Source organism: Paraburkholderia sp. SEWSISQ10-3 4, from assembly GCF_030464785.1.
Classification (GTDB): domain Bacteria; phylum Pseudomonadota; class Gammaproteobacteria; order Burkholderiales; family Burkholderiaceae; genus Paraburkholderia; species Paraburkholderia aspalathi.
The window spans coordinates 45,638-64,080 of the sequence record NZ_JALPRI010000012.1; the positions used below are offsets into that span (position 1 = coordinate 45,638).

The 18,443-nt window shown below is 62.3% G+C and carries 17 protein-coding genes and 1 tRNA gene; 13 read left to right on the plus strand and 5 right to left on the minus strand.

Annotated features, from left to right (window positions below; all coding sequences use genetic code 11):
- Nucleotides 1-398: 398 nt before the first annotated feature.
- A complete protein-coding gene (locus M0D68_RS21690) occupies nucleotides 399-791 on the plus strand; it encodes a hypothetical protein (protein ID WP_200618035.1) in 393 nt (130 codons plus the stop codon).
- Here the strand turns inward: M0D68_RS21690 and M0D68_RS21695 are convergent.
- The gene (locus M0D68_RS21695; RefSeq protein WP_200618037.1) at nucleotides 757-1,788 is read right to left on the minus strand and encodes a CDP-6-deoxy-delta-3,4-glucoseen reductase; all 1,032 of its coding nucleotides are present in this window, start codon (nucleotides 1,786-1,788) and stop codon (nucleotides 757-759) included. The genes M0D68_RS21690 and M0D68_RS21695 overlap by 35 nt on opposite strands.
- Nucleotides 1,789-1,881: 93 nt before the next feature.
- On the opposite strand from M0D68_RS21695, the gene M0D68_RS21700 reads away from it, so the two are divergent.
- Nucleotides 1,882-2,916: an NAD-dependent epimerase/dehydratase family protein gene (locus M0D68_RS21700; RefSeq protein WP_200618044.1), complete on the plus strand. Its 1,035-nt coding sequence runs from the start codon at nucleotides 1,882-1,884 to the stop codon at nucleotides 2,914-2,916.
- A 102-nt stretch (nucleotides 2,917-3,018) separates the two neighbouring features.
- Here the strand turns inward: M0D68_RS21700 and M0D68_RS21705 are convergent, their stop codons facing one another.
- Both M0D68_RS21705 and M0D68_RS21710 read right to left on the minus strand, forming a co-directional pair.
- A complete protein-coding gene (locus M0D68_RS21705) occupies nucleotides 3,019-3,207 on the minus strand; it encodes a hypothetical protein (protein WP_093638935.1) in 189 nt (62 codons plus the stop codon).
- A gap of 168 nt (nucleotides 3,208-3,375) precedes the next feature.
- On the minus strand, nucleotides 3,376-4,086 hold the full coding sequence (locus tag M0D68_RS21710; protein ID WP_200618046.1) for a pseudouridine synthase: 711 nt from the start codon (nucleotides 4,084-4,086) through the stop codon (nucleotides 3,376-3,378).
- Nucleotides 4,087-4,180: 94 nt separating this feature from the next.
- Here M0D68_RS21710 and M0D68_RS21715 point away from each other — a divergent pair, with 94 nt between their 5' ends.
- The 9 genes from M0D68_RS21715 to M0D68_RS21755 all read left to right on the plus strand — a co-directional run bounded on the left by M0D68_RS21715 (nucleotide 4,181) and on the right by M0D68_RS21755 (nucleotide 15,210).
- Nucleotides 4,181-5,443: an MFS transporter gene (locus M0D68_RS21715; RefSeq protein WP_266225358.1), complete on the plus strand. Its 1,263-nt coding sequence runs from the start codon at nucleotides 4,181-4,183 to the stop codon at nucleotides 5,441-5,443.
- A gap of 183 nt (nucleotides 5,444-5,626) precedes the next feature.
- Entirely contained in the window at nucleotides 5,627-6,592 is a 966-nt protein-coding gene (locus tag M0D68_RS21720; protein WP_093638944.1) for a MurR/RpiR family transcriptional regulator, read from the plus strand.
- A complete protein-coding gene (locus tag M0D68_RS21725; protein WP_266225359.1) occupies nucleotides 6,589-7,581 on the plus strand; it encodes an isoaspartyl peptidase/L-asparaginase family protein in 993 nt (330 codons plus the stop codon). Before M0D68_RS21720 ends, M0D68_RS21725 begins: the two co-directional genes overlap by 4 nt.
- A gap of 99 nt (nucleotides 7,582-7,680) precedes the next feature.
- The gene (locus M0D68_RS21730; RefSeq protein WP_200618052.1) at nucleotides 7,681-9,603 is read left to right on the plus strand and encodes a dipeptide ABC transporter ATP-binding protein; all 1,923 of its coding nucleotides are present in this window, start codon (nucleotides 7,681-7,683) and stop codon (nucleotides 9,601-9,603) included.
- Between the two features lie 118 nt (nucleotides 9,604-9,721).
- On the plus strand, nucleotides 9,722-11,284 hold the full coding sequence (gene gsiB / locus M0D68_RS21735; RefSeq protein WP_093638953.1) for a glutathione ABC transporter substrate-binding protein GsiB: 1,563 nt from the start codon (nucleotides 9,722-9,724) through the stop codon (nucleotides 11,282-11,284).
- 108 nt (nucleotides 11,285-11,392) lie between these two features.
- A complete protein-coding gene (gene gsiC, locus M0D68_RS21740; protein ID WP_054037376.1) occupies nucleotides 11,393-12,313 on the plus strand; it encodes a glutathione ABC transporter permease GsiC in 921 nt (306 codons plus the stop codon).
- A 7-nt stretch (nucleotides 12,314-12,320) separates the two neighbouring features.
- Nucleotides 12,321-13,226 (plus strand): glutathione ABC transporter permease GsiD, encoded by a 906-nt coding sequence (gene gsiD / locus M0D68_RS21745; protein WP_054037373.1) that lies wholly within the window; start codon nucleotides 12,321-12,323, stop codon nucleotides 13,224-13,226.
- A complete protein-coding gene (locus tag M0D68_RS21750) occupies nucleotides 13,223-14,377 on the plus strand; it encodes a P1 family peptidase (RefSeq protein ID WP_200618053.1) in 1,155 nt (384 codons plus the stop codon). The genes gsiD and M0D68_RS21750 overlap by 4 nt, the downstream gene beginning before the upstream one ends.
- The gene (locus M0D68_RS21755; RefSeq protein ID WP_200618055.1) at nucleotides 14,377-15,210 is read left to right on the plus strand and encodes a M55 family metallopeptidase; all 834 of its coding nucleotides are present in this window, start codon (nucleotides 14,377-14,379) and stop codon (nucleotides 15,208-15,210) included. The genes M0D68_RS21750 and M0D68_RS21755 overlap by 1 nt, the downstream gene beginning before the upstream one ends.
- Nucleotides 15,211-15,242: 32 nt before the next feature.
- Here M0D68_RS21755 and M0D68_RS21760 read toward each other — a convergent pair whose 3' ends face one another.
- On the minus strand, nucleotides 15,243-16,196 hold the full coding sequence (locus M0D68_RS21760) for an alpha/beta fold hydrolase (protein ID WP_200618057.1): 954 nt from the start codon (nucleotides 16,194-16,196) through the stop codon (nucleotides 15,243-15,245).
- Nucleotides 16,197-16,410: 214 nt separating this feature from the next.
- On the opposite strand from M0D68_RS21760, the gene M0D68_RS21765 reads away from it, so the two are divergent.
- Together M0D68_RS21765 and M0D68_RS21770 are read left to right on the plus strand one after the other, a co-directional pair.
- Nucleotides 16,411-17,796, plus strand: coding sequence for an amino acid permease (locus M0D68_RS21765; protein WP_266225360.1), 1,386 nt, complete (start codon nucleotides 16,411-16,413; stop codon nucleotides 17,794-17,796).
- A 141-nt stretch (nucleotides 17,797-17,937) separates the two neighbouring features.
- Entirely contained in the window at nucleotides 17,938-18,162 is a 225-nt protein-coding gene (locus M0D68_RS21770) for a hypothetical protein (RefSeq protein ID WP_093638969.1), read from the plus strand.
- A 95-nt stretch (nucleotides 18,163-18,257) separates the two neighbouring features.
- On the opposite strand, the gene M0D68_RS21775 is transcribed toward M0D68_RS21770, so the two are convergent.
- A tRNA-Leu gene (locus tag M0D68_RS21775) sits at nucleotides 18,258-18,342 on the minus strand.
- Between the last annotated feature and the right edge of the window lie 101 nt (nucleotides 18,343-18,443).

Below are 18,443 nucleotides of genomic sequence, written 5' to 3' on the forward strand. Positions count from 1 at the left end.
GAAGCCAGCGGCGCCCCTAAGGGAGCGGCGAGCGGCGACGTCGGAGTTCGGACTGGATGCGGTTCATGCGCGAAAGAATACGACAAGGAAAGCGCTGGTGTAAACCATGAATTTGCATTGGACGGATATTTTTTGTCCGCAGCGGCAGATCAGGTTGTACGCCGATTATGAGATCGGCGGCTGACTAAAATGTGACATTGGCTGTTTGAGCGGCTGTCCGGCAGGGCGGAACAAGCCGGCATAAAGCGGTACAAACGGCCGCCAGAAATGCAAATGGGCGCTCAGGAGAGCGCCCATTTTTTAATCAGGAAGCCGGGGGTCCGCCCATCCGAAGATAGCTGCCGACGCTGATCCCGACTTATCACAAGCAATTCTAAAAGCACAGGAGCCAAAGATCAATGAAGCACCTGACAGATGAAGAAATTACTGCAGTCGCCGCACTGCTTTCGGGCGAACGTCTCGGTACGTTTCAGGCAATGGCAGGCAGCACTCGTGCAGCCGTCGCTCTTCATCAGGAGATGTTGCAGCTTGCCGGTGCACTGATGAGCGTTACTGCGGTGGTCGAAATCGCACTGCGCAAGCTGCTCAAGCCAGAGCATGCGGCGGTAGAAAATCAGGCGCACGCGTTGCAGATCAGACTCGACGCGTTCGTCCGTGCAAATCATCCATGCGCAAAGCACGGCCATATGCGTAGCCGCGCTTTCAGAACTCCGCTTCGCGAGCATCGACGCACCTGCGCCGATGCTACGCACTCCCTCAAACCGCGTTCGCCAGATCTGCCGCGCTCGTGAAGGAGTCCGCGTAGAACTCGTCTTCCGGCAGCCCATGATGCTGGGTGAAATCGCGCTGTGCCGACTCGACCATCACCGGTGCGCCGCACGCGTACACCTGATACGGCGACAGGTCCGGCAGATCCTCGATCACCGCGCGATGCACGAAATCGACGCGACCCGTCCACGCATCGCCCGCGTCCGGTTCCGACAGCACCGGCACGAACTTGAAGTTCGGAATCTCGCGAGCCCATTGCTCGGCGAGCTCGAGCAGGTACAGGTCCTTCTTGCGGCGCGCGCCCCAATAAAGCGTCATCGGCCGGTTCAGGTTCTTGAACACCGCGTGTTCGACGATCGCCTTCAGCGGTGCGAAGCCCGTGCCTGAGGCGAGCAGCACGATCGGCTTGTCCGAGTCTTCACGCAGGAAGAAGGTGCCGAGCGGGGCTTCGAAGCGCAGGATGTCACGCTCTTTTATCGTGTTGAACACGTGGTCCGTGAATGCGCCGCCGGGCATATGACGGATATGCAATTCGATCGGGCCTTCGGTGTGCGGCGCACTCGCCATCGAATAGCTGCGGCGCTTGCCGTCTTTCAGAATGAATTCGAGGTACTGGCCGGCCAGATATTGCAGACGCTCGTTAGCGGGCAATTGCAACTTCAGCACGACGACGTCGTCGGCCTTGCGCTCGATCGCGTTCACGCGGCATGGCAGTTTCTTGACCTGCACATCGCCTACGCCGGCTACTTCGCGGATATCCACTTCGAGATCGGAGCAGGCCGTCGCGCAGCAGAAGAGGGCCATGCCGCGCGTCTTTTCGTCGTTCGACAAAGCTGACGACGAATGCTGACGCTGTTCGATCTGACCGCTGACCACGGTGCCTTTGCATGAGCCGCAAGCGCCGTTCTTGCAGCCGTACGGCAGACCAATGCCCTGGCGCAAAGCCGCGATCAGGACCGGTTCGTCCTGTTCCACCTGAAACTGCCGGCCGCTTTGCCGGAGCGTGACGTTAAATGCCATAGAGTGTTCGAAATCGAAAGTCGGTAATCGTTATCGGACCCGCTGTGCAACTGTGCGGTACCTGCCGCGCTTGACGGCTACAATGCGTCCACCATGAATGCGACACGAAATTTACGCCGGCCGCGCGTGTTGATTGTTGGCTGCGGTGACGTCGGCATGCGTTGCGTGCCCCTGTTGCGGCCACACGCGCATGTCTTCGCGCTCACCAGCCACGCTGAGCGCAGCGCCGAATTGCGCGCCGCTGGCGCCACGCCGCTGGTCGGCGACCTCGACGCGCGCCGCAGCCTGAAACGGCTTGCCGGCCTCGCGCCGACGGTGCTGCATCTCGCGCCACCGCAAAAGACCGGCGACGATGACCGCCGCACCCGCGCTTTGCTCGCTACGTTGAGCACACGCCGTGATCGGGCTATGCGCGCCGCGCGCGGCGCGGTGACGCCGGTAGGGCGGCTGCGCCGCGGGTTGCGCAACATGAGTGCCTCATGGGCGGAATCTGAAGCAGCCAATATTGTACCCGACAGGGTGCGCTGGACCGCCGCTCCGCGCGTGCCTGTGAGGCTGGTGTACGCGAGCACGACAGGCGTGTACGGCGATTGTGGCGGCGCGTGGATCGACGAGACGCGCGCGCCGCAGCCGGCTAATGCACGCGCCAAACGGCGCGTCTCGGCCGAGCGGCAATTGCGGCGCGCCACCGCGCGAGGTGTGGTCGCTGCCAGCATCGCGCGGATTCCGGGCATCTATGCGAGCAACCGCCTGCCGCTCGCGCGGCTGGAAAAACGCACCCCAGCCTTGACCGACGCCGATGACGTCTACACCAATCACATCCACGCCGATGACCTGGCTGCGATCCTCGTGCGTCTCGCCACCCACGGGCGGCCGGGACGCGTGATTCACGCGTCCGACGATACGTCGCTGAAAATGGGGGAGTACTTCGATGCGGTGGCCGATGCGTTCGGCCTCGAGCGCGCGCCTCGCATCACGCGCGCGGAGGCGGAGCAGCAGATCGAGCCGACCTTGCTGTCCTTCATGCGTGAATCGAGGCGGCTCGTGAATCGGCGCCTCAAAGAGGAGTTGCGCGTGCGCTTGCAATATCCGAGTGTCGAGGATTTTTTCGCGAAGCGTGGAAATTGAAAACGCGCCGGCAGGCGGCGCGTTTTCAAGGTATTCGGCCGAGGGAAAATCAAATGCTCGCAGCGCCAGGCATGACCCGGTCAGATTCCCTGCCGCGCTGGCTTACGTCAGCGCCGGCAATGCCTCCAGCAACAGGAAACACAGCATGGCGCCGATCAGCGCGCCGATCAGGTTCGGATGATATTTGTGCCGCAGCCGCATCATGACCAGCAGTCCGCCGACCAGGACGATCCCGAGACACGTGAAAGCAATCATCACGGTCGAAATTTGAATAGTGTCGTGGATGACCATGGCGCCCCTCCCTGAGACCTTTGTAGTCTTCGTTTAAACGAGTATAGAGCGACTTGTAAGGAAGAGCATGCTGCGATGCAGCGTGCAATCAGGTGTCCGCGAGAGCCTATGTGTGGGGGCGCACACGATTCTCCTGACGCATCAAGGCTCTAAAGGGGTCCTACCTGTTTACCCGCTCCGTAAAGATCCGAGGTCGGTTTCGTCGAGCCATTGCCACGCACCTTCCGCGAGCGTCGCGGGCAACGTAAGTCCGCCAATCCGCTCTCGATGCAGCGCTTCGCACCGGTTGCCCGCTGCCGCGATCATCCGCTTGACCTGGTGATACTTGCCTTCCATCACGGTGAGGGCCAGCGCGTGCTCACCGCGCGCCTCGGCGTCGACGGCGACGATCGGCTTGGGCTCGCCGTGCAGCAAGACGCCGTCGCGCAAGGCATGCAACTGGGCGTCGTCGATGGGATGACGCGTGGTCGCGATATACAGCTTCGGCACTTTGCGTTTCGGCGACGTGAACATATGCACGAACTTGCCGTCGTCGGAGAGCAGCAGGAGGCCGGTCGTGTCCTGATCGAGGCGGCCCACGCACTGCACGCCACGTTCGGCGAACTGCGGCGGCAGCAGGCTGAACACGCTCAGATGATGCTGCGGATCGCGCGAACATTCGTAGCCGGCAGGTTTGTTCAGCAACAGATAGGCGTGCTCGCGATACGGCCAGACGGCCCCGTCCACGCTGAAGCAGAACGTGTTGTCGTCGGTTGGGAAGTCGGCGTCGGCATCGGCGCAGACGGAGCCGTCGATGCTCACGCGGCCGTCGCCGATCAGCGCCCGGCATTGGCGGCGCGAGCCGAAACCTTGTGTGAAGAGGATGCTTTCGAGATTCATGGCGAGCGAAGAATAACACCGCAAGAAGCGGAGCGCCGCGCCGCGCCTTAGCGACCACGATGGTCTTTCCCCATCCCGTCGCAGGAGTTCATCGATGCACGCCGCTTCCTCTTCGTCGTCTTCATCCGCGCTTCGTCTGCCGGCCGCATTCCAGCGGCTCGCATGGTCGAATCTGGTCGCGCAATCCGCTGAGCAGATCAGCCTTGCCGCCGCGCCGCTCGTCGCCGTGTTCGCGCTCGGCGCCGGCGCACGCGAGACCGGTCTGCTGCAAACCGCGCAGACCTTGCCGTTCCTGTTGTTGTCGATTCCGCTCGGCGTATGGGCCGACCGCCGCTCGCGCCGCACGTTGATGACGCTCGCCGAAAGCGTGCGCGTGATCGCAATGTTGTGCGTGCTGCTGCTCCTGATGACGCATGCGCTGAGCTTGCCGCTGCTCGCCGCGCTCGGCTTCATTGCTGCGACCGGCACGGTTGCCTACAACGTCGCTGCGCCTTCGCTGGTGCCGTCGATCGTGCCGCGCGAGGCATACGCCCAGGCCAACGGCCGGCTCGAACTGGCGCGCAGCGTCGCGTATTCGGCGGGACCGGCACTCGGCGGACTGTTGGTCGGTTGGATCGGCGCGGGATGGGCGTATGGCTGCGCGGCCGGCCTATCGGCGCTGGCCGTCGTCTTGCTCGCGGGGCTGCGCGAACCGCCGCGAGCGGCTGCTCCCCAGCGTCACTTCCTGCTGGAACTGCGCGACGGTACGCGCTTCGTGCTGCGCGACGCGCTGCTGCGTCCGATGCTCGCCACCGCGATCTTCTTCAACCTCGGTTTCTTCGTGCTGCAGGCGGTGTATGTGCCGTACGCCGTGCATCGTTTGGGCTTGAGCGCTTCGATGGTCGGCGTGACGCTCGGCGCGTATGGCGTCGGCATGGTGTGCGGCGCGCTCGCTGCACCGGCCATCGCGCGGCGTCTCGCGTTCGGTCGCGTGCTGATCATCGGACCGTCGTGCGGTTTGCTCGCTTCGCTCGTGATGGTGGCGACGATCGTCACGCCGTCGTTCTGGCTCGCGATGCTGAGCTTCTTCCTGCTCGGCGCCGGACCGATTCTGTGGGTGGTCGGCTCGACCACGCTGCGTCAGGCGATCACACCTGAACGGATGATGGGCCGCGTCTCGGCGCTCAACAGCACCGCGACCTACGGCGCGCGACCGCTGGGCGCGTTGCTCGGTGCGGCGATCAGCGCGCGCTGGGGGATGGAGGCGTGTCTGGTCGCGGCTGCGGCGGCTTTTCTTGTGCAGGCGTTGATCATCGTCATGTCGCCGGCGGCGCGGCTCGCGCATATTCCTGAAGGCGCAGCAGTCGTCGTGCAATGAAAACTGATTTTCATTGGATGGCACGCGTCGCGTGCCAAGGCGGCTGCGAGCGTCCGTGAAAACCCTCGAAAATGAAAATGAATTTTTTTCGGCGAGATTTCTATGTAAATATACTTTCATGCATTTTGCTTACACCCCGAAGGAAGTCCTCTTTGAGGACAGTTACCAGGCCGCCTTGCTCGCATGATCCATCACTCGTCCGTTGCTTCGAACCTCGCCGAGCAGGCCATCGCCACGCGCATCGCTGCTGCGATGCCGACCCTCACGCCGATTCATCGGCGCATGGGCGAATACGTGCTGGCGAATCTGTTCCGTGCGGCGACCATGCGAATCGACGAACTGGCGAGTGTGGTCGGTGCGTCGGTGGCGACGGCGAATCGCTTCGCCCGCGCGCTCGGCTTCGACGGTTATCCGCAGTTTCGGGAAGCGCTAGTACGTGGCTTCGAAGCGACGCTCGCGCCGGTAGAGCGGCTGCGTAGCGCGCAGGAATCGCTTGCTTCCGGCGACGATGTGATTGACGCGTCGCTCGAACAGGCCGCAACCAATCTGCAATCCACTCGCTCAGCGATCGACAGCGCCGCCGCCGAGGCCGCCGTAGAAGCGATCATCTCCGCGCGTCGCGTCTTTGTGCTCGGCGCGGGTTCGAGCGCGTTCCTCGCCGGCTTGATGGAGCACGGCCTGATGCCGTATCACGACAACGTGCAGTCGCTCGCGTTAGTCGGCGGACCCTCGCATGCCGCGCGGCGTCTGTTCGCTTCGAATGAAGGCGATCTGGTGATCGGGATCGTGTTTCCGCGTTACGTCGAAGACACAATCGAACTTGCGCGGCGTGCGGCAAGTCGCGGGGCGCGCGTGCTCGCTTTGACCGACGGCCCGCGCTCGCCGCTCGCGCAATTCGCCGATCTCTCGCTCTATATCCGCTCTGAACGGCGACTTGCGGCCAATGCTGATGCCGCCGTGCTGGCCGTTATCGAAGCGCTGTGCGACGCGGTCGCCTACCGGGCGAAACGCTCGGTGAAGGCCGCGGCCGAAGTCACCGAATTCGTGCTGCCGTGGCTTACCGATCCGCAAGCTGCTGTCGCCAGCACAAGCGAGCAGTCTGTGAACGCTTCCACTCGCATTTCCCGCACTACCAAAGCCAAAAAATGATCCCCAACGCAGTCATTGCCATTCACGGCGGGGCAGGCACGATCCTGCGCGCGTCGATGTCGGCCAGCGCCGAAGCCGACTATCACGCTGCCTTGCACGCTGTGCTGAGCGCTGGACAGCGCGTACTCGCCGACGGCGGCAGCGCGCTCGACGCCGTTAGCGAAGCCGTCCGTCTGCTCGAAGACTGTCCGCTCTTCAACGCAGGCCGCGGCGCGGTCTACACAGCGGCCGGCACGCATGAACTCGACGCGGCCATCATGGACGGCAGCACGCTCGACGCCGGCGCGATCTGCTGCGTGACGCGAGTACGCAATCCGATTCTGGCAGCGCGCCGCGTACTCGAACGCAGCGAACATGTGCTGTTCACGGGCGAAGGCGCCGAAGCCTTTGCGGCCGCGCAAGGACTCGAATTCGTCGAGCCCGAGTATTTCCATACCGAAGCGCGTCATCGCCAATGGCAACTCGCACGCGGTCAGCAGCGCGCGATGCTCGATCACGACGGCGCGACGCTGGCCTCGGCGCCATCGTCGAGCGACGACGATCCCACGCCGCACGAGCCGATCGATCCAAATCGCAAGTTCGGCACGGTCGGCGCGGTCGCGCTCGATCAGCATGGCCACATCGCGGCGGCGACATCGACAGGCGGCGTCACCAACAAGCAGGTGGGCCGGGTCGGCGATACGCCGCTGATCGGCGCGGGTTGTTACGCGGACGACGCAACCTGCGCGGTCTCAACCACTGGTTCTGGCGAGATGTTCATGCGCATGGTGGCGGCCTACGACGTGGCGGCGCAGATGGCGTACCGCAACGTCTCGCTCGAAGAAGCAGCGCAAGACGTGGTGATGAACCGCTTGCCGAAGATCGACGGACGCGGCGGTCTGATCGCCGTCGATGCACGCGGCAACGTCACGCTGCCGTTCAACACCGAGGGCATGTATCGCGGTTTCGCACGGATCGGCGAGTCGCCGGTGACGGCGATCTATCGCTGATGCGGTCTTGCTGCGTCGTCGCTCGAACTGCCGCTTGAGTTGCCGCTTAAGTTTTCGTTTGAATCACCGTTAGCCGCGTCCGAATCCAAAGGAACCATCGTGCCGACTTCATCGCACACCGCTCGTCCGCTTATCGAAACCTTGCCGCCGCAACGCGTGCTTGCGGTCGACAATCTGTCGGTCGCATTCCGCAGCGGCGACAAGACCGTCAACGCGGTGCGCAATCTCTCGCTGACGGTCGAGCGTGGCGAGACGCTGGCAATCGTCGGCGAATCGGGTTCAGGCAAATCGGTGACATCGCTCGCGTTGATGCGGCTGATCGAGCATGGCGGTGGGCGCCTTGCCGGCGGCAGCATCGCTTTCCGGCGCCGCGACGGCAGCGTGCTCGACCTCGCGAAAGCGTCGTCCGGCACGATGCGTTCGATTCGCGGCGCCGACATCGCGATGATCTTCCAGGAGCCGATGACCTCGCTGAATCCGGTGTTCACGGTAGGCGACCAGATCAGCGAAGCGATTGCATTGCATCAAGGCAAGAGCCGTTCCGCCGCGCACGCCGAAACGCTGCGTCTGCTCGAACTCGTGCGCATTCCGGAAGCGCGCCGGGTGGCCGCACGTTTTCCGCATCAGCTGTCCGGCGGTATGCGTCAACGCGTGATGATCGCGATGGCGCTGTCGTGCAAGCCCGCACTACTGATTGCCGACGAGCCGACGACCGCGCTTGACGTCACGATCCAGGCGCAGATCCTGCAATTGATTCGCGGCTTGCAGGACGAGATGAACATGGGCGTGATCTTCATCACGCACGACATGGGTGTGGTGGCCGAGGTGGCCGATCGCGTGCTGGTGATGTATCGCGGCGAGAAAGTGGAAGAGGGGGCGTCGGATACGCTGTTCGCCGCGCCGTCGCATCCTTATACGAAAGCATTGCTTGCGGCGGTCCCGCGCCTTGGCGCGATGCAGGGCACCGATCAGCCCGCCAAGTTTCCGATTCTGACCGTCGAGCAGGCGGCGCTGACCGGCACCGACGATGCCGTTCGTCCGGCAGCCGCCGTCGCACAAGAAACCCAACCGTTGATCCACGACAGCACGCCGCCGATTCTGCGCGTGCGCGATCTGGTCACGCGCTTTCCGGTCAAGAGCGGCGTGTTCGGGCGTTTGACCGGCCGCGTGCATGCGGTCGAAAAAGTCAGCTTCGATCTGCGCCCGGGTGAAACGCTCGCGCTGGTCGGCGAATCGGGTTGCGGTAAATCGACGACGGGCCGTTCATTGCTGCGCCTCGTCGAAAGCCAGAGCGGCTCGATCGAATTCGACGGCAAGGAAATCAGCTCGCTCACCGGCCCTGCGTTGCAAGCGTTGCGCCGCAATATCCAGTTTATTTTTCAGGACCCGTTCGCTTCGCTGAATCCGCGCTTGACGGTCGGCTTCTCGATCATGGAACCGCTGCTCGTGCACGGCGTCGCCCAAGGCGCGGAAGCTCAGGCACGCGTGGCGTGGCTGCTCGAAAAGGTCGGCCTGCCACGCGAGGCCGCAGGCCGCTATCCGCACGAATTTTCGGGCGGACAACGGCAACGCATCGCGATTGCGCGTGCGCTGGCATTGAATCCCAAAGTCGTCATCGCCGACGAATCCGTCTCCGCACTGGACGTCTCCGTGCAGGCGCAGATCGTCAACCTGATGCTCGATCTGCAACGCGAACTGGGCGTCGCCTATCTGTTCATTTCGCATGACATGGCGGTGGTGGAGCGTGTCAGCCATCGCGTGGCGGTGATGTATCTCGGCCAGATCGTTGAGATCGGTCCGCGCCGCGCGGTGTTCGAAGCGCCGCAGCACCCGTACACGAAGAAGCTGATGGGCGCGGTGCCGGTCGCCGATCCGGCGCGCCGTCACGCGAAACGCATGCTCGCCGCCGATGAGATTCCGAGCCCGATCCACGCGCTAAACGACGAACCGAGCGTGGCGCCGCTGATTGCGGTCGGACCGGATCATTTCGTGGCGCAGCATCGGGTCGGGGGCGCTTACTAGGCGCGATAGACGCCGCGTACCCGTGCGCAGAACTGAACCACGCACTAAGCCTGAAGCAAAAACCATTTTCTCTCGCAGCACATAACCCTGTTTCAATTCGCAGCCTGGAGCCAACCTCATGAACCTGCTGGTCCCGTCTTCTCCGTTTCGTTTGCGCGCGCTGGTCAGCGGTGGCGCGGTGGTGTTCGCGATGCTCGCGGGCAGTGTGGCGCACGCCGATACCACGGCCGTGATGGCTGTTGCGTCGACCTTCACGACGCTCGATCCATACGATGCGAACGACACGCTGTCGCAAGCCGTCGCCAAGTCGTTCTATCAAGGCCTGTTCGGTTTCGACAAGGACATGAAGCTGGTCAACGTGCTAGCCGATAGCTACGAAGCGAGTCCGGATGCCAAGGTCTACACGTTCAAGCTGCGTCACGGCGTGAAGTTCCAGGACGGTACCGACTTCAACGCAGCGGCCGTGAAAGCGAACTTCGACCGCGTGACCGATCCGGCGAACAAGCTCAAGCGCTACAACATGTTCAACCGCATCGAGAAGACCGAAGTGGTCGACCCGTACACGGTGAAGATCACCTTGAAGGCGCCGTTCTCGGCGTTCGTCAACGTACTGGCGCATCCGTCGGCGGTGATGATTTCGCCTGACGCGCTGAAGAAGTACGGCAAGGACATCGCGTTCCATCCGGTCGGCACAGGTCCGTTCGAACTGGTGAAGTGGGACCCGGCCGGCGACCTGACCGTGAAGAAGTTCGCGGGTTACTGGAAGAAGGGCTACCCGAAGGTCGATGTGATCGACTGGAAACCGGTGGTCGACAACAACACACGTGCTGCGTTGATGCGCACCGGTGAAGCGGACTTCGCGTTCCAGGTGCCGTTCGAACAGGCGGCGCAATTGCAGTCGAGCCCGAAGGTCGATCTGATTGCTTCGCCGTCGATCATCCAGCGCTATATCAGCATGAACGTCAACCAGAAGCCGTTCGACAATCCGAAAGTGCGTGAAGCGCTGAACTACGCGGTCAATAAGGATGCGCTGATCAAGGTCGCGTTTGCCGGGTACGCGACGCCGGCTGAGGGCGTGGTGCCGCAAGGCGTTGAGTACGCGACGAAGCTCGGCCCCTGGCCGTACGATCCGGCGAAGGCGCGTGAGTTGCTGAAGGAAGCGGGCTATCCGAACGGTTTCGAAACGACGCTGTGGTCCGCGTATAACTACTCGACCGCACAGAAGGTGATTCAGTTCGTGCAGCAGCAACTCGCGCAAGTCGGCATCAAGGCGCAGGTCGAAGCACTCGAAGCGGGTCAACGCGTCGCCAAGGTGGAAAGCGCGCAGGACCCGGCAACTGCTCCGGTGCGCATGTACTACGCGGGCTGGTCGTCGTCGACGGGTGAAGCGGACTGGGCGATTACGCCGCTGCTCGGATCGGTCTCATTCCCGCCGAAGATGGTCAACACCGCGTACTACAAGAACGACACGGTCGATACCGATCTGAAGCAGGCGCTCGAAACCACCGATCGCACGCAGAAGGCCGCGCTCTACACCGACGCGCAAAAACGCATCTGGGCCGACGCGCCGTGGATCTTCCTCGTTAAGGAAAAGGTCGTGTTCGCGCGCAGCAAGCGCTTGTCGGGCGCCTATGTCGCGCCGGACGGCTCGTTCAATTTCGACGAGATCGCGATCAAGTGATGAGCCGACCGTTCGGCGCCGTGTGTTCTTCACGAACGCACGGGCCGGACAGTCGCGTACTGCTCTGAAAGATCTTTCGTTGCCCGCATCATTGCCGGATTGGGTTTCATGCTGAACTTCCTCGTCAAACGTATCTTTGGCCTGCTGCCGACGCTCTTCATCGTCGCCGTGCTGGTGTTCCTGTTCGTGCATCTGTTGCCCGGTGATCCGGCGCGCCTCGCAGCCGGTCCCGAAGCAGATGAGGCGACCGTTGCACTGGTGCGTGCCGATCTCGGCCTCGATAAGCCGATGCCGCAGCAGTTCGCCAACTTCTTCGTGAAGATCGCGCACGGCGACTTCGGCACGTCCACGCGCAGCAAGCGGCCGGTCAGCCAGGAAATCGGCGAGCGCTTTATGCCGACGTTGTTGCTTACGCTCGCGAGCATGGTCTGGGCGGTGGTGCTCGGCATGGGCATCGGCATCGTCTCGGCCGTGTGGCGCAATCGCTGGCCGGACCGGCTTGGCATGACGCTCGCGGTGTCGGGTATTTCGTTTCCCGCATTCGCGCTCGGCATGCTGCTGATGGAAATTTTTTCGGTGAAGCTCGGCTGGCTGCCGATTGTCGGCGACGGGTCGTGGAAGAGCTACGTGCTGCCGTCGCTCACGCTTGGTGCAGCAGTGGCGGCGGTGATGGCGCGCTTCACGCGTGCCTCGTTCGTCGAAGTGATGAATGAAGATTTCGTGCGCACCGCACGCGCCAAGGGCGTGCCCGAACGGCTTGTCATCATCAAACACTGCCTGCGCAATGCGATGATCCCCGTCATCACGATGATGGGGCTGCAATTCGGCTTTCTGCTGGGCGGCTCGATCGTGGTCGAAGTGGTGTTCAACTGGCCGGGCCTCGGGCGCCTGCTGGTGGATGCCGTGGCGATGCGCGACTACCCGGTGATTCAGGCGGAAGTGCTGTTGTTCTCGCTTGAGTTCATCATCATCAACCTGGTTGTGGACGTGCTGTACGCCGTCATCAACCCGACCATCCGTTTCAAGTGAGGCCCGCATGAGCATCTCAGCCACCGAGGCGAATGCGGCCAAGGCCGCTCTCGTAGAAAACGCGATCCGCACACCGTGGAGTGAATTCTGGCGCAAATTCCGCAAGCAGCATGTGGCGCTGGGCGCCGGCATTTTCGTGCTGCTGCTGGTTGCGGTTGCGATTCTCGCGCCGCATATCGTGCCGTACGATCCGGAAAATTTCTTCGACTACGACGCGTTGAACGCGGGGCCATCGGCCGCGCACTGGTTCGGTGTCGATTCGCTGGGCCGCGATATTTTCAGTCGCATTCTGGCGGGTTCGCGTATTTCGCTCGAGGCCGGTTTCCTGTCGGTGGCGATCGGTGCGGTGATCGGTACGTTCTTCGGTTTGCTGGCCGGTTACTACGAAGGCTGGTGGGACCGCATCACGATGCGTGTTGCCGATGTGCTGTTTGCTTTCCCCGGCATTCTGCTGGCGATCGGTGTGGTCGCGATTCTCGGCAACGGCATGATCAATGTGATCTGCGCGGTGGCGATTTTCAGCATCCCGGCGTTTGCGCGGCTCGTGCGCGGCAATACGCTGATGCTCAAGCAACTTACCTATATCGAAGCGGCGCGCAGTATCGGCGCATCAGACTGGACCATCATCGTGCGGCATATTCTGCCGGGGACGATTTCGTCGATCGTGGTGTACTTCACGATGCGGATCGGTACGTCGATCATCACGGCGGCGAGCCTGTCGTTTCTCGGACTCGGCGCGCAACCCCCGATGCCTGAGTGGGGTGCGATGCTCAACGAAGCGCGCGCGGATATGGTCACGGCGCCGCATATCGCGCTGTTCCCGAGTCTGGCGATTTTCCTCACTGTGCTGGCATTCAATCTGCTCGGCGACGGTTTGCGCGATGCGCTCGACCCGAAGCTCGACCGGCCATGAGTTTTACCGAAACTGCCGATGAGAACGCGCCGCATATCGGTGTGTTGCCGAGCGGGCCACGTGGCACGATTGCCGACGTAGAAGGCGTGACGGTCGGACATTGCACGCTGGATGAAGACGCTGTGCAAACCGGCGTGACTGTGATTCGTCCGCATTGTGGCGATCCTTTTGCGAGCAAGGTACCTGCTGCGGCTTCTGTGATCAACGGGTTTGGAAAGAGCATTGGGCTCGTGCAGGTTGAGGAGCTCGGCATGCTGGAGACGCCCATTGCGCTGACCAATACCTTTGGCGTCGCTGCTGTCGCACAAGCGCAGATTCGTGCGGCTATTCAAGGCAATCCGAAAATCGGACGCGAATGGTCGACGGTCAATCCGCTGGCGTTCGAATGTAATGATGGATACCTGAACGATATTCAGGCTTTAGCGGTAAGCGAACGGCATTACAGCGACGCGTATGAGACGGCAAGCGTCGACGTTGCGAGCGGTTCGGTTGGCGCAGGCCGCGGTATGTCTTGTTTCGATCTGAAGGGTGGTATCGGCAATGCGTCGCGTGTTGTTGACGTAGCAGGACAGACTTATACGGTCGGCGCGCTGGTGCTGGCGAACTTTGGTCGCCTGCCGATGTTGACGATCGACGGCACGCCGCTCGGTCGCGTGCTCGCAGAACGCGCTGCCAAAGCTGTCGCCGCTGGCGCGGTGACCTTAGCAACTTCGGAGAGCGCAGAGACCTCGGTGAACTCAGCAACCTCGGCGACATCAGCAACCTCCTCAAAACCCGAACAAGGCTCGATCATCATGATCGTCGCCACCGACGCGCCGCTCGACGCTCGTCAACTCAAGCGTCTGTCATTGCGCGCCGCGGCCGGTCTTGCACGAACCGGGTCGGTGTACGGCCACGGCAGCGGCGACATCGCGTTGGCGTTTTCGACGGCCTACACCGTGCCGCACGAATCCGACTTCGTTGCCTTGCCACCCATGCTCGCCGACACACGCCTCGATGCGCTATTCCGTGCCTGCGCGGACAGCGTCGAGCAAGCGATCGTCGATGCGCTATGGAGCGCCACGTCGGTGACGGGCCGCGACGGCCATAGTCGCCTGTCGCTGCACGACGCCGCCCCCGACCTCGCTCAACTTCTCAAGCAATCTTCCTGATGAAAGTCCTGATTTCCGTCGACATCGAAGGCGTGGCTGGCGTGTTCCATCCTGAACAAACGCGCGCGGGCAACGGCGAATACGAAGCCGCGCGCCGCTGGATGACGCTCGAAGCCAACGCGGCGATCGAAGGCGCGTTCGCGGGTGGCGCGACGCACGTGTGGGTCAACGATTCGCATGGCGGCTTTCGCAACCTGCTGCCCGATCTGCTCGATGCGCGTGCCCAGATCGTGCTCGGCAAACCACGTACGCTTGGCATGATGGCCGGCCTTGAATACGGCGCGGCGCTGGTGTTCATGATCGGCTATCACGCAAGGTCGCAAACGCACGGCATTCTCGCGCACACGATCAACAGCTTCGCGTTCGCACGTGTCTCGCTGAACGGCGTCGAAGTCGGCGAGGCAGGGTTGTATGGAGCGCTGGCAGAAGAATATGGCGCACAGGTAGCGCTTTTATCCGGCGACGATGTATTCGCCGAGGAAACTGCGCCGCGTTTTCCGGGCGCACGTTTTGTTGTCACCAAGAGCGCGACGGGGCATGCGAGCGGCGTCACGCAAACACCGGCAAGCGCTCGCGACGCGATCGAAATTGCCGCACGCGAAGTGGTGCGGCACTACATCGACAAGGGTCATGCGCAGCAAGCCACGCGTGCTGCCGCGAAGCCCGTCGAATGCGAGCTGCGCGTGCAAACTACCGCGCTCGCCGATCTGTTCTGCCAATGGCCGACGCTCACGCGTGTCGACGCCGTCACGTTGCGTTTTAGTGCGGAGTCTGCCGAACATGCGGTGCGCATGCTGAACTGCCTGTCGGCGATGTCGTTCATGCTGCGCTGAACCGTGTGACGGAAGGCGTGACCGGCGACAGCCTACTGTTGCCGGCTCAGCTCCCGCGCAGCCCGATCGATCACATCGGCAACCGCCCCCGCATGCGACACCGGCACGAGATGGCTCGATGAGATCGGCACGATCTTCGCACCCATCCGGTTGGCCATGAACTGTTCGACTTCAGGCGATATCGCGCGGTCCCTCGTCGTCACGATGTACCACGAAGGCTTCTCTCTCCACGCCACCTGGCTGACCGTTTCGCTGAAGGCACGGGCGGAGATCGGCTGTTGCGCGGCGGAGAGCACGCGCGTCAGATTCTCGGGCACGTCGGCGGCGAAGTCGGCGTGGTATTTGCTGCGGTCAAGCCAAAGAAAGCCTGTGGAATCCGCGGTGATGGCTTGACCCGCTGGCGCCGGCGCCGCGCGTTTCATCAGGTCCATTGTCGATTCGTGCAGGTCCGGTGCAATCGCCGCCACATAGACGAGACCGGCGACATTCGGCGCGTTCGCACCCGCTTCGGTGATCACGACACCGCCCCATGAATGTCCTACGAGGATGGTCGGGCCATCCTGGCGCGCGAGAACACGGCGGGTGGCGGCGACATCGTCGGCGAGCGACGTGAGCGGGTTCTGCACCGAACTCACGTGATAACCCTTCTGCTGCAATTTCGCGACGACACCGTTCCAGCTCGAGCCGTCGACGAACGCGCCATGAACCAGCACGACGTTGCGCACGGGGCCGGTCATCGGTGCTGCGGGTGGTTTGGTGGCGGTCGCTTTTGGAGTGGCAGGCGTGGGGACGGCGGCGGGAGTCGCAGGCATTGCGGCCGGCGCCGCGGGCGGCTCCGGTGCTTCCGGTGCGCTCGACTCCATGCCCGGCATGTCGGCCGGTTCGGCGGCGGGTTCTGCCGTGGGCGCCGCGGTTTGCGCGAGGGCACCCGCCGCAGCGAAGCAGAGACACAAAGCAGCGGCGCAAAGCAAACGTTTGGGCGACATGTTGAATCTCCGAAGGCAAAAACCTCGACTAGGGCAACATACAGAAGCCCCACGCCAGTGACAATCACTATCCTCGCCGTTAAGTGCGGCGCAGAACCAAGCGCGGGTTGCTCCCAGTATTTAGGTAATATCGGCCGCGGTAAAATTTCAGGTTCTGCCGGGGCAGACCATAAGTCTGATCGGGCGATCGATATCCATACACTGGGGCGCAATTTTGAATAGTGCACAGCAGCAAGACGGCCTGAAGCGCGGGCTCAAAAATCGTCATATCCAGCTGATCGCGCTGGGCGGGGCGATCGGCACCGGCCTGTTTCTCGGCTCCGCCAGCGTGTTGAAGGCCGTCGGCCCGTCGATGATTCTCGGCTACGCGATCGGCGGCATCATCGCGTTCATGATCATGCGCCAACTCGGCGAAATGGTCGCGCAGGAACCGGTTGCCGGTTCGTTCAGCCACTTCGCGTACAAGTATTGGGGTGATTTCCCCGGCTTTCTGTCCGGCTGGAACTACTGGGTGCTGTACGTGCTCGTGAGCATGGCCGAGCTGACCGCTGTTGGCACCTACGTGCACTACTGGTGGCCGGGCGTGCCTACGTGGATATCGGCGCTGGTGTGCTTCGCCGTCATCAACGCAATCAATCTCGCCAACGTCAAAGCGTACGGCGAAACGGAATTCTGGTTTGCGATCATCAAGGTAGTGGCGGTGATCGGCATGATCCTGTTCGGCGGCTATCTGCTGATCAGCGGCCATGGTGGTCCGCAAGCGTCGATCACCAATCTCTGGGCCGACGGCGGCTTTTTCCCGCACGGTTTTCATGGCCTGTTCATGATGCTCGCGGTCATCATGTTTTCGTTCGGCGGCCTCGAGTTGATCGGCATTACGGCTGCTGAAGCGGCCGATCCGCAGAAGAGCATTCCGAAGGCCGTGAATCAGGTGATCTACCGGATTCTGATTTTCTACATCTGCTCACTGACAGTGCTGCTTTCGTTGTATCCGTGGAATCAGGTCGCGGCCGGTGGCAGTCCGTTCGTGATGATCTTCTCGCAGATCGGCTCGACGCTGACGGCGAACATCCTCAACGTGGTGGTGTTGACGGCGGCGCTGTCGGTCTACAACAGCGGCGTGTATGCAAATAGCCGCATGCTCTACGGTCTCGCGGAACAGGGCAACGCACCGCGCGCACTGATGAAGGTCGACCGGCGCGGCGTGCCCTATATGGCAATTGGTTTGTCGGCGCTCGCCACGTTCACCTGCGTGATCATCAACTATCTGATTCCGGCCGAAGCGCTTGGCCTGCTGATGGCGCTGGTGGTGGCCGCGCTGGTGCTGAACTGGGCGCTGATCAGCCTGACGCATCTGAAGTCGCGCAAGGCGATGGTGGCGGCGGGCGAGACGCTCGTGTTCAAGTCGTTCTGGTTCCCAGTCAGCAACTGGATCTGCCTCGCTTTCATGGCGCTGATCCTCGTGATTCTGGCAATGACGCCGGGCCTGTCGGTTTCGGTATGGCTCGTGCCCGCGTGGCTGGTCGTGATGTGGCTTGGCTACGTGTTCAAGCGCCGGCGTGCAGCGACGCATGGCGGCGCACAGGTGGCACGGCGGTAAGGCGGGGAGTGGGCACCGGCGCTGTTGGCGTCGGACCGCCCAATATCGAGAAGAGCTTCAATATGCGGCCGAACGTCACATATTGCTTAAGCAATTATTGCCTAAGCTGATAAGTGCAATGTCGCACGTCAGGAGCCGAATATGAACACCACCATCGAACACGACGCACGTCTGGAATTGTTGCTGTCGATCGCGCATGAAACGCTCGGCATCGCGACGTTCGAACTGAGCGGCAAGCCGAGCGCCGATTTACGCATCGTGCGTGTCGATAGTCTCGCGCGAGCGCTGGAAGCGGCCTACGACGCCGGCCTCATGGTCGGTCATCGAGTGAGCTCGAATAAATGTCCGGCTGACCATCTTCAGTAGTGCGCTTTAGCCGCTTCGCAGAAGACAACAAAAAACCCGCGCAGCATGACTGGGCGGGTTTTTTGATCTTTATACAGTACTGCTGGAATTTCTTTTGGTGCCCAGGGCCGGAATCGAACCGGCACGCCTTGCGGCGGGGGATTTTGAGTCCCCTGCGTCTACCAATTTCACCACCTGGGCAGGTCTTGCAGCGCACGCGCCAGAGTATGGCTTCGCGGCGAAGACGCAGATTATGGCGGAAAATTCGACGACGGGCAAGCCAGTCGCCTTCTTCGCATGCT